Origin of the sequence: Colwellia sp. RSH04 (assembly GCF_003545765.1) — a bacterium.
Classification (GTDB): domain Bacteria; phylum Pseudomonadota; class Gammaproteobacteria; order Enterobacterales; family Alteromonadaceae; genus Colwellia.
On sequence record NZ_QXIO01000006.1, the window covers coordinates 245,917 to 257,232 of the forward strand.

Annotated in this window: 10 protein-coding genes and 2 riboswitches; of the genes, 1 reads left to right on the forward strand and 9 read right to left on the reverse strand. The window is 39.9% G+C overall.

Going from position 1 to position 11,316, the window contains the following annotated elements:
* Window positions 1-179 precede the first annotated feature (179 nt).
* The 9 genes from D1094_RS12210 to D1094_RS12250 all read right to left on the reverse strand — a co-directional run bounded on the left by D1094_RS12210 (window position 180) and on the right by D1094_RS12250 (window position 10,025).
* On the reverse strand, window positions 180-2,021 hold the full coding sequence (locus tag D1094_RS12210) for a TonB-dependent receptor domain-containing protein (RefSeq protein WP_118960379.1): 1,842 nt from the start codon (window positions 2,019-2,021) through the stop codon (window positions 180-182).
* 64 nt (window positions 2,022-2,085) lie between these two features.
* Window positions 2,086-2,240: riboswitch (cobalamin riboswitch) on the reverse strand.
* Window positions 2,241-2,244: 4 nt separating this feature from the next.
* Window positions 2,245-3,069 (reverse strand): cobalamin-binding protein, encoded by an 825-nt coding sequence (locus D1094_RS12215; RefSeq protein ID WP_404851482.1) that lies wholly within the window; start codon window positions 3,067-3,069, stop codon window positions 2,245-2,247.
* 2 nt (window positions 3,070-3,071) lie between these two features.
* The gene (locus D1094_RS12220; protein WP_118960381.1) at window positions 3,072-4,601 is read right to left on the reverse strand and encodes a cobyric acid synthase; all 1,530 of its coding nucleotides are present in this window, start codon (window positions 4,599-4,601) and stop codon (window positions 3,072-3,074) included.
* Entirely contained in the window at window positions 4,601-5,170 is a 570-nt protein-coding gene (cobU, locus tag D1094_RS12225; protein WP_118960382.1) for a bifunctional adenosylcobinamide kinase/adenosylcobinamide-phosphate guanylyltransferase, read from the reverse strand. The genes D1094_RS12220 and cobU overlap by 1 nt, the downstream gene beginning before the upstream one ends.
* On the reverse strand, window positions 5,170-5,979 hold the full coding sequence (locus D1094_RS12230; protein ID WP_118960383.1) for an adenosylcobinamide-GDP ribazoletransferase: 810 nt from the start codon (window positions 5,977-5,979) through the stop codon (window positions 5,170-5,172). The genes cobU and D1094_RS12230 overlap by 1 nt, the downstream gene beginning before the upstream one ends.
* Window positions 5,980-6,014: 35 nt before the next feature.
* On the reverse strand, window positions 6,015-7,067 hold the full coding sequence (gene cobT, locus D1094_RS12235; protein WP_118960384.1) for a nicotinate-nucleotide--dimethylbenzimidazole phosphoribosyltransferase: 1,053 nt from the start codon (window positions 7,065-7,067) through the stop codon (window positions 6,015-6,017).
* A 39-nt stretch (window positions 7,068-7,106) separates the two neighbouring features.
* Window positions 7,107-8,120, reverse strand: coding sequence for an iron ABC transporter permease (locus tag D1094_RS12240; RefSeq protein ID WP_118960427.1), 1,014 nt, complete (start codon window positions 8,118-8,120; stop codon window positions 7,107-7,109).
* A gap of 73 nt (window positions 8,121-8,193) precedes the next feature.
* Entirely contained in the window at window positions 8,194-9,021 is an 828-nt protein-coding gene (locus D1094_RS12245; protein WP_118960428.1) for an ABC transporter ATP-binding protein, read from the reverse strand.
* Window positions 9,022-9,146: 125 nt separating this feature from the next.
* Window positions 9,147-9,307, reverse strand: a riboswitch (cobalamin riboswitch).
* Between the two features lie 76 nt (window positions 9,308-9,383).
* On the reverse strand, window positions 9,384-10,025 hold the full coding sequence (locus D1094_RS12250; protein WP_118960385.1) for a histidine phosphatase family protein: 642 nt from the start codon (window positions 10,023-10,025) through the stop codon (window positions 9,384-9,386).
* A 109-nt stretch (window positions 10,026-10,134) separates the two neighbouring features.
* Between D1094_RS12250 and D1094_RS12255 the strand changes: the two genes are divergently transcribed.
* Entirely contained in the window at window positions 10,135-11,316 is a 1,182-nt protein-coding gene (locus tag D1094_RS12255; RefSeq protein WP_118960386.1) for an efflux RND transporter periplasmic adaptor subunit, read from the forward strand.

Consider the following 11,316-nt stretch of genomic DNA (forward strand, 5'->3'; position numbering starts at 1 on the left):
ATTTTTCCAAACTAAATAAAGGAATGGTTAATTTCTTATCATTTTAAAGTACTTAATCTATTACTAACACAGAAAATATACTAGATAATGCATCCATATCAAAAGGCAGCTCAATTGAGCTGCCTTTGTTTGCCTAACCTTATTTATTAATCGCCTTATTTTTTTACTCTTTTAATCCATTAAAAAGTATAGGTCGCCATTAATTGATAATTAATACCGTCAGTTAGATAATGCTCTGCGACTGTGTACTCTTTATCGAACAGATTGTTAATTTTACCTATTACTGAAAGCTTATTTGTAAATTCATAGCTCAACGTGAGGTTAGTTAATAGTACCGAGTTTAACGTCACTGTACTGTACTTATTGTCTTCACTTTTACCGCGATAATCTAAAATAGCATTCGCTGTTAACGCATCTACTTGATAAGCCAATGTATAGGTAGCACTCACTTTGGGGCGACGAAGTAACTGTTTTCCTGTTGATTCATCTTCTGTTTCTACATAAGCGGCTGCCAGCTGATGAGAGAAGTCGCCTGTTTCCAAAATAGCGGTTAAATCAATACCTTGTGCTGTAGCACTGTCAACGTTTGCCGGAAACCAGTTGCCTTCCTTATTTGGCGCCCAAGCGATTAAGTTTTTAATTTCGCTATCATAAATACTTACCTCAACACTACCTAAGTCAAAGTGGTTGCGAATGAGTAATTCTGTACTTTCAACTTCTTCTGGTGCTAAATCAGGGTTCCCTGAACCTGGCCAATATAAATCATTAAAGGTAGGTGCTTTAAAACCTGTGCTTTGGCTAAGGCTAATTAACCAATCATCGTTTAGTTGATACCCTGCAGATAAGTTATACGTGACTTCATTATCTAGCCCGTCAATATTGTCACTTCGAACCGCCGCTTCTAGAAGGAATGATTCTACTTGATGACGTCCTTGCACAAAAAATGCTTTGGTTTGACGACTGTCTTTATCATATTCAGAGCCAGAATTAGAAACACGCTCTTTAAACCAATCAAACCCTGCGCTAACGCTTGTTTTTTCATTTAAGCTATATTGAGCTAATAACGCCAACTGATCACGTTTAGTGGTAATTTCATTAACCACTTTAGGGCTTATATTACCAGCAAAAGTACCGCCTTGATCTTGAGACGTTGATAAAGAAGTATCAATAAAAAGCTGCTGAGTTTCATAAACGCCACCCAATTTTACTGAGTAGTTTTCATGTTCATTTTCATCAGCACCACCGTATTGATTATCATATTGTGAGCCACCTTGTTCATAACGAGAGACTAAGTTTAACGAGTACTCTTCAGTTAATTCACTTCGACCATTAATACTAAAAGATTGACGTTCATAACCATCTTTATCTTCTTGCCCAGAGAAATCACTGGCATTAAAGCCATCACTTTCTTCTAATGCACCTGCAATAGTAAGTGAATGCTTTTCGTTGCCAAAACCTGCAGCCGCTTCTGTTTTCCAGTATCCATGACTACCAAACCCAGCACTGATAAATCCTTCACCCGATTGTAATTTTTTAGTGAATATTTGAATGACACCACCAATAGCATCAGATCCCCAAAGTGCGCCACGAGGTCCTTTTACTATTTCAATACGATCAATCAATGCAACCGACATTGAAGCAAAACTTGTTGTGCCTAACGTCGCAGAGCCTACTCTTACACCGTCAACCAATACCAAGGTATGATTACCGTTAGTACCACGCATAAACACTGATGATGATTGACCTGCACCACCTAAATTGGTAACGGTTACACCTGCAACAGTGTTAAGTAATTCAGTAATGTTTTGTGGTTGAATCGCTTTAATTTCATTTTGACCGATAACTTGCGTCGCTGACAGTGCTAAAAACTGCTCTTGTTGCGAACGGTTAGCCGTGACAATAATTTGTTCTAGGTCTGCTTCAACATGAGCTTCTGTTTCAGCTTGTGCATACGCCGTTGAAGAAAGTACTGCTGTTGCCACAGCAACGTGTATAAGTGTTTTATTAAATATAGTTTTCATATGACCTCTCGCTATGACGCCCTCCGCATCATGTTGACTACTGAGTTGTATTGTTAAAAACTCAGTAGTAATGAGATAGGCATGAAGTGTCGGACTTAAATACATAATATTGATACGCTGTATTATTACCGTTGCGGGGGCAGTATCTAATTTTCATAGATTTCCCTCAGTACCTATCAAAGTTAAATGGTATTAGTACCATTCATTCGCTTGTTTGATGCGTTTATCGAAACGCATCAATTTTTTTACACATGTCTTCAATACCGTCTAACATACGTGTACTGAATCGATGCATTAAATCGGCATTAACCCCAATAAATCGTTGATGTTTTACTGCCGGAATTTCTTGCCACTTTTGCCAATTAATCACGGGTTGTACTTGATTCGACTTCTCATCGGGTAAAATAATCAATTCGGGTTGAGCAACAATGACATTCTCTATGCTTATTTGAGGGTATGGAGTCGGATTATTAGCAAAGACATTCTGTCCTTGGCATACTTCAATCAATTGATTTATTAAGGTGTCTTTATTAATAGTGCGCATTGGCTCTGGCCATAGCTGATAAAACACTTTCATCGGGGCAATATTGGCATGTTGCTGGCGTAGCGCTGCTAACCTTTTCAAATAACCACTTGCAACAGTTTCGGCTTGAGCTTCATAGCCAGTATGTTTTCCTAATTTACGCAGCTCTCTGGCAACATCTTCAATTTTTCCCGGCTCACTGTAGATAATGTTTAAACCCATTTTCTCCATTTGTTCGATGTCTGATGCTTTATTGCCTGACTGCCAAACAATAACTAAGTCAGGTTTTAAGGCTAATATTTTCTCAATTTGAATACCGTGATAACCACCAATGCGTGGAATTTTTAATGCCGCTTCAGGGTAATCTGCATAATCTACTGTGCCAACAATGTGCTCGCCTGCACCAATATCAAAAAGCATCTCTACAATATGTGGTGCTAGTGCGACAATGCGTTGTTTCTCTGCTTGAACGGTAAAAGCACTCAATAACATGCAAACCGATAATACCCAGCGCGTTAAACTCATCTTCATGTTTTCACCTTTTCATTATGAGCATTACTTACAGTCGAAATACCTGATTGTAGAATGCGCTCAATTTCATCCATTTTTAAATGCTGCTGACAAACATCGGCTAAACGCGTTAATTGCACTTCGCGGTGCTGATTAATATCAATCGTTGTTTGTACGCCATGTTGTTCATTCACCCAATTCAAAACTGCGTTTGTTACGTCACTGTGATCAAACAAGCCATGTAAATAAGTCGCAGCTATTTGATTATCTGCTGAGACAAAGCCATCAATACCGCCAACCTCAGTCGATAACTCACGTATAAGTGGCTTATCAAGCGCTTTACCTTGAGATTGACCACAATGAATTTCATAACCATGAACATCGCACTCAATGCCCATTAAGGTTAATTTTCCTGATACCTGTGTTAGCGTTTTTTCTGTGGTTAATGTTGTCGTAAAGTCAGCCAAAGCTAAGCCTGTAATAGCACTTTCGCCAGCTTCCTGCCTTGTTGATTCTATTTCATGTGGGTCATATATTTTTTGTCCTAGCATTTGCAAGCCACCACAAATGCCAAGTACTTTGCCGCCATAACGTAAATGACGATTAATATCTGCTTGCCAACCTTGTGATTTTAAATAGGCTAAGTCGGCAATGACGTTTTTACTGCCCGGTATAATAATTAAATCACAATGGGTTATTTGCTCACCCATTTTTACATAGGTTAAATCAATTTCAGGGTTAAGGCGTAAGGCATCAAAATCAGTGTGATTACTGATATGAGGGAGCAACGGAATGTTAATTGAAATTTTGCTTTGACCAACGTTATTGTCGATAGCGATTGCATCTTCAGCATCAAGGGCTAAGTCATGTAAATAAGGTAATACACCAAGTACAGGCTTACCTGTACGCTGTTCAAGCCACGTTAAGCCTGACTCAAGTAATGTTATATCGCCACGAAAACGGTTAATAATAAAGCCTTTTACGCGCGCCTGCTCAGATGCTGATAACAATTCAAGGGTGCCGACAAGATGAGCAAATACACCGCCACGATCAATATCGGCGACTAATATCACAGGGCAATCAACTTTTTCAGCATAGCCCATATTGGCAATATCGCGCTCTCGCAAGTTAATCTCAGCTGGGCTTCCTGCGCCTTCAACCAACAGTGCATCAAACTCTTTAGCTAGCCTATTGTGAGATTCAACCACCGTATCCATCGCCACTTTTTTATAGTCGTGATAACTACTCGCTTCCATATTAGAAAGCGCCTTACCATGGACAATAACTTGCGCACCAGTATCACTATTGGGCTTTAATAAAATGGGATTAAAGTCAGTTCTGGGCGGAATATTTGCTGCAATAGCTTGCAACGCTTGTGCTCTGCCAATTTCACCACCGTCTTCAGTTACTGCACTATTGAGTGCCATATTTTGTGGTTTGAACGGTGCTACTTTAAAGCCTCGATTAACAAACACGCGACAAAGCCCTGCAACGACTGTGCTTTTGCCTGCATCAGAGGTAGTCCCTTGTATCATTAGGGTTTTCATTACGTGACCTTTGCTTTTAATGTCAATGGAATGCCAGCCATAATAAAATCGACTTGCATCGCTAATTCGCCAATGTCTTGATGTAACCAACCCGCTTGATCAACAAATTCTCGAGATAAATCCCCCATCGGCACAATGCCATGACCGACTTCATTGCTCACCAGTAACAAATTAACCTTATTCGTGGTTTGATACTCTGTTAATAACTGTAAAAATGCCTGTTTCTCTTGTTGCCAGCAATCCTGCTGCTTCGAGCATAAACAATTTGTCAGCCATAACGTTAAACAATCAACAATAATGGTCATACTTTCTTGGTGCTGAGATTGATGCGTGTTTATTAAATGCTTGAGCGTACTTGCGAGAGTGATTGATGACTCAGCTAACGGCCAATGTTTAGGTCTTTGTTGCTGGTGCTGCGCAATGCGAGCCGACATTTCTGCATCAAGCGCTTGTGCTGTCGCTAAATAATGCACTTTTGCTTGCTCAGATGCTTCATCGTGCTTGGCTTGTTTTTCAGCGTACGAACTTTTACCTGAACGCGCCCCGCCTAATATTAAATGCACTGTCATCAGTTAAATGTCCCTATATTTGTTGCTATCTCACCATAACCAAGTAACAGCAAACTAAGGTATATAACAATTTCACTGCTTTGCTGCGCAGCACCTAAGCAATCACCCGTATAGCCACCAAGTTGTGAGTTAAACCAACATCGCAAAACCGCCCTAAATATCACCAAAGAAGCAAACAACACAATACAGTCTGTCAATGACAGATAAAACAAACTCACCAGTAGGCCTGTAAACAGTAATATCAGGAAACTGTGTTGAGATAATTCTTGTGCTAACGGTTTTACTTTAGATTGGCTATCTAAGGCAACATAAGGCATATCGTAAATGAGGCTAGTCGCAACCACTCGACTTAAAGTGTTCGCCACAATAAGCGCCATTACAGGAGAAGCTAACGCCATAAGTGAATGAAATTTTAACAGTAAAATGATGAACAATGCCGCGGCGCCATAGGTGCCCAAACGACTGTCTTTCATAATGTTTAGCTTTTGCTCTATGTTCCAGCCACCGCCAAAACCGTCCCACGTATCGGCCCAGCCGTCTTCGTGAAAAGCCCCTGTTAGTAGTAAACTTGTCGCCATCGCAAGTAGCACAGCAACGGTTTTAGGCAGATAGGCACTTGAAACCGTATAAATTAACGCACAACAAATACCGACAAAAAGCCCAACTACAGCAAAATAACGGCTAGCATTATTCAATTGCGCTGCGGTAATTTCGTGTGAAAATTTCACAGGCACGCGAGTAAAAAAGCTCAATGCTAACAGCAGCAAGGTCTTTTCTTCTTTTAATGACTCTTTATTCGTTGGATTCATTTGTCTAATTCAGCCAATCATTAATCAAATATCAGTTAAACCACATTGGCTACGTCGGCTTGTTCGAAACTCGCCATCTCGTTATAAAAAGCAACCGAGGCTTGAATTAAGGGTAATGCTAGTGCGGCACCAGTGCCTTCACCTAAACATAATCCAAGCTTCAATAAAGGTTCAACCTCTAGCCAGTTAAGCATTTTTGTATGACCTTGCTCACCAGAACAGTGTGCAAAAATCATGTAATCTTTTACCGCAGGATTGATTTGTATAGCCACCATTGCCGCTGCCGTACAGATAAAACCATCCACTAAAATATGCATTTTTTCTTGAGCTGCCGCTAACATTGCCCCAGTGATTTGTACAATTTCAAAACCACCTAAACACGCAAGCATTTGTTTAGGTTCTGATAATTTATCTTTATGTAAGGTAAGTGCCTGTTCAACGACTTGTTGCTTTTTAGCAACTACCTCATCAGAAATGCCAGTGCCTTTACCAACACTTTCTGTAGCTGGTACTTGCATCAAGGCCGACATAATAGCCGATGCAGCAGTAGTATTACCGATTCCCATCTCACCAAAAGCGACTAAATTACTGCCCGCTTCTTTGATTTGTTTAATCAATTGCTCTGCTAATAAGAAACCTTGTTCAACGGTTTCAAGGGTCATTGCAGCGTCAGTATGTATCGACGCTGTCGTTGCACCTAAGCGTTGATTAATCACCTGCAATTGTTCATCAGGCGCATGTAAAATACCTGCATCAACCACACTAAGTTGCCAGCCTAGTTGGCGACAAAAAACATTAATTGCTGCACCACCTTTGGCAAAATTAGCAACCATCTGTCCTGTGACTTCACTTGGCGCAATAGAGACACCTTCTGATGCAACCCCATGATCACCGGCAAAAATAATAAGTTGTGGCTTATCTACCGTTAAGGTATCAACTTTATTGGTTGATAACGCCTGCACACGTGCTAGTTGTTTCGCGACCACTTCCAATTGACCAAGGGCACCTAACGGTTTTGTTTTGCCATCAATTTTAGTTTGAATTACTTGATCAAACTGGTTGCTAACGTGTTGAATTTTATAAGTCATAGGGTTTCTGCTGTATATCAATAATAAGTTTCGTCGAGCTTAATTTGGTCGATTTTTTCTAAAATAAAGTAAGGTAAGAAAGAAGATACTACCCGTTGCTGCCGTTATTACACCCACGGGCAGTTCTTGGTTCTGTAATATAATGCGAGACAAGATATCCACCCATATCATGAATATGCCACCCACTAATGCCGTCAGTAAAATGCCATACATTGAACCTTGTGAAATAAAAAAACGAACAATATGAGGGATCATTAAACCGACAAAACCAATACCACCACACATTGACACTAAGGTCGCGGTAATTAATGAACTCAGTAGCAACATGATGATACGAAAGCGATTAACGTTGATCCCTAACGTTGTTGCACTTTCATCGCCCAACAACATAGCGTTTAACTGGCGTCTATAAGCAAGCATTATGGTGATACATGCGCTGATAACAACCGTAGGAAATAATAAGTTGTCCCACTGTGCCCGAGAAAAACTGCCTAATGTCCAAAAGAGCACCGCTGTAACCGCTTGCGGATCGGTATGATAAAGCAACAAATTAGTGATAGAGCTAAACAAAAAAGATAACGCGACACCTGCAAGTAGCATGGATTCAACTTGCTGACTTTGCCTGCGCCCGGCAATAAGCATCAACATTACCATAGCTAACAAACTACCAATAAATGCTGCTACTGGCGCAACACCCGTTAAAACACTGCCTGTAAAGGTAATGAGTATGACTACACCCAAAGAAGCGCCAGAAGAAATACCAAATAGGTAAGGATCAGCTAACGGATTTCGCGTAACGGTTTGTAAAATTAACCCTGAAATTGCCAGCCCACACCCTGCTAAAAAAGCTAATATCGCTCTTGGCATACGCAGCTCCCAAATAATGCGATAAATAAAGCCTAGGTCTTTACCTTCATTAGCAAAAAAGCTCTGCCATACATCAGAAAAGGATATTTCTGCGGCACCGAATGAAAGCGCACAAAAAAAACTTAAAAGGCCAATAACCAAAGTGACTATGGTGATAATAAAATATCTGAATGTCTTGCTCATCATTGCATTGGCAGCTTCAACACCTAAATTAGATTGAATTTTCGACGTTGCAACGCCTTGTTGCTTTACTTGGCTATTAGGCATGTTCATTACCTAAATTAACGTTGTCTTGAATATAGCCATAATAATATGAAATATGTGGCACATTATGTTGAGGATGTTGATCAACATGAGCACAAACACCAAATACATCAGATAACATTGTTGTGGTAATAACCTGCTGTGGTGTACCTTCAGCAACTAACTTCCCTTGATTCAACACCAATAAATTATCGCACATAGCGCTGGCAAGATTTAAATCGTGAAAAGAGGCAATAACCGTAATTCCTAGCGATTTGACTAATTCCATAATTTGAATCTGATAGCGCACATCTAAGTGACTTGTTGGCTCATCCATCAAAAGCAGTTTGGGCGATTGAACAATGGCACGCGCAATGAGTGCCCGCTGCTTTTCTCCACCTGATAAGTGCTCAAAGCTTTGCTGTACCTTATGAGTTAACCCCACCTGTGAGATAGCTTGAGCAATTTTCTCATCATCAGTTTTATTAGCTCTTGAGAACAAGCCCTTATGTGGAATTAACCCTAAAGCAACGACGTCATAAACGGTTAAATTAAAGTGCGACGGTGCTTCTTGCAGTACTACGGCAACATTTTTAGCATAATCATTAGCATCTAACTGCCAAATATCTTGATACTCAAAGCACACAACACCTTGTTCAGGTTTAACAAAACGATATAAACACCGCAGTAAACTTGATTTACCCGCACCATTTGGTCCTAATATGCCAGTGAAACTGCCTTGATTAACAGCAAAATTAATATCATCCAGGATCACATTTCCGTCAGTGCACCATCTAAGGTGTTCTGTTGTTAATAATGATGCTTTTGCTGTATTTGACGCTATGCTCACTGTGTAATCGCTTTTTAACTAAAGCGGTTTAAAACAACGCATAACTGAAGATTTGCTACTAAATTTATTTAACAGCAAACTAGAGAATATACAGAGTTCGAGTAACCCGCTCGAATGAATATTGTAGATTAATTGATAATGGGTATCCTGACTTGTCAGCTAACAGGCTTAAAACACTGTTATAGCTAATGACTTACAGTTGCGGGCACAGTTGTGGACTCTCACCACATTCCCAAATATTACGCCTTAGCGCAATAACATTAAAAATTAAAAGATTCTTTATAGGCGGAATTATCAACTGCTGAGTATAAATAGCAAGTGTTATTTAGCCCTTTAGCCAGTTAAAACGCTCTAACTTATAACATCAGCTTGGTCCAAACTTTAGCTTGTTCATCACGAAATATAGAGACCTTAACTAAGCCTGCATACGGTACTTCAATAGACGACATATGAACGGTACCCTGAATAGGCAATTGAAGTACTCTGGCGATTATATGTTTAATAACGCCAGCATGGGTAAATACCAACGTATTTTGCATAGCTTCGTCATCACAAAATGCTTGCCACCAGCGATCAACACGCTCCGTGAACTCTTGTATTGTTTCACCATTGGGTGCGTGGTTTTTCCAAGGGTCTTGCCAAAAATCACCAATGGTACAACTCACTGATGACTCGGTCATATCCCACAGGGCTTGGTAGCTTTTACCGTCCCAATCACCAAAGTTCATTTCTTGTAAGTTATCTTCAACATCTAAGGATAAACCTTGCTGCTGCGCATAATGGTATGCACTGTCTTTGCAACGCTTTAATGGTGAACTAATACATCGGTTTACATCACTTATACCATTGATCGCTTGCGATACTTGTTGAGCACCATGCTTTGATAAGGACACATCAGTTTTACCCGCTAAAATTCCTGGGGTAGCTATTTCCCCATGACGCAACAAGTAAAGAGTAAACTCTCCTACATACTGCTGTTTTTTCTGTTGTTTATCCATGATGCAATTTATACCTGTAAAAATAAAAACGGCTAATAATATAATGTCAGTAAATACAATGTTATTATTTTGAAATCAATAAATTTATTCATCGCTAAAGGAAGGCATAATGTCAAAAAGTGCTCACTCTATTTTGATATTCATCGCAGTTTCTTTGTTGTCAGCTTGCCAACAAGAAAAAGTAGTCCCTATTCCGCCAGAAGTTATCGTAAAAGAAGTAAATAAAGATACAGTTCCTATTTATGGCAGCTATATTGGCGTAACTCAGGCATCTCTTGATGTTGAGGTGAGAGCGAGAATTACTGGTTATGTTGAGAAGGTAGAATTTGTTGAAGGTAGTTGGGTGGAAGCTGGGCAACTACTCTACTTAATTGATGATAAACCTTATATCGCAAAACGAAAACAAGTTTTAGCACAACTAGAAAAAGATAAAGCGGCATATGATAAAGCAAAACGCGATGTAACTCGCTTAAAGCCTTTATATGAGCAAGATGCTGCCAGTCAACTTGATTATGACACCGCATTATCGACTCAAGAGCAAGCCAGAGCCTCTGTGATGTCGTCTCAAGCTAATTTAGATGAAGTAGATTTAGAGTTAAGTTACACCAAAATTAAAGCTCCAATTAGTGGAATGATTGGTGGCTCTCAAGCCGATATTGGCGCGCTAGTAGGTAGCGGTGGTATATCGCTACTCACCACAGTCCAACAAATTGATCCTATTTACGTAACATTTAATATGTCTTCATTAGATTATTTAAATGCCCGACGCAGAATGAATACTCTTTTAGAAAAAAGAAAAGCAGAAGAACAAGGCAAGACCCTTGGAGGCTTTGTTCGTATAACCTTGCCAGACGACAGTGAATACAAATATCGAGGCGATGTAAGTTTTACTGACCCTAAAGTTAACCCCAAAACAGGAACCTTTAAAGTTAGAGCGGTACTGCCAAACCCTGATAGTGAGCTTTTACCCGGTCAGTATACCAGTGCTCGCATTCGTTTAAGTGAATTTAACGATGCCGTAGTGATTGATGAAGAGGCAGTGCGAGTTGAACAAGGTGGTTTATATGTTTTGGTAGTGATGCCTGACAATACGGTTGAATACCGCTTTGTGATGGTAAAACACTATGGCGAACAAGGTCTTGTGATAGATTCAGGCTTGAATGAAGGTGAACGCATTATAATTGAAGGTCAGCATAGAGCACGACACGGTCAACTAGTTAAGCCATTATCCGAAGCTGAATTTAAAGAGATGCAAACTAAGCAGAACGCTAAAAACGTTGAAGGTGAGTAA

Bases quoted from the DNA above. Each gene is read 5' to 3' on its own strand.
- D1094_RS12250 (WP_118960385.1), bottom strand. From the start codon at position 10,025: ATGGATAAACAACAGAAAAAACAGCAGTATGTAGGAGAGTTTACTCTT.
- cobU (WP_118960382.1), bottom strand. From the start codon at position 5,170: ATGACAGTGCATTTAATATTAGGCGGGGCGCGTTCAGGTAAAAGTTCG.
- D1094_RS12255 (WP_118960386.1), top strand. From the start codon at position 10,135: ATGTCAAAAAGTGCTCACTCTATTTTGATATTCATCGCAGTTTCTTTG.
- D1094_RS12215 (WP_404851482.1), bottom strand. From the start codon at position 3,069: ATGAGTTTAACGCGCTGGGTATTATCGGTTTGCATGTTATTGAGTGCT.
- D1094_RS12220 (WP_118960381.1), bottom strand. From the start codon at position 4,601: ATGAAAACCCTAATGATACAAGGGACTACCTCTGATGCAGGCAAAAGC.
- D1094_RS12240 (WP_118960427.1), bottom strand. From the start codon at position 8,120: ATGATGAGCAAGACATTCAGATATTTTATTATCACCATAGTCACTTTG.
- D1094_RS12210 (WP_118960379.1), bottom strand. From the start codon at position 2,021: ATGAAAACTATATTTAATAAAACACTTATACACGTTGCTGTGGCAACA.
- cobT (WP_118960384.1), bottom strand. From the start codon at position 7,067: ATGACTTATAAAATTCAACACGTTAGCAACCAGTTTGATCAAGTAATT.
- D1094_RS12230 (WP_118960383.1), bottom strand. From the start codon at position 5,979: ATGAATCCAACGAATAAAGAGTCATTAAAAGAAGAAAAGACCTTGCTG.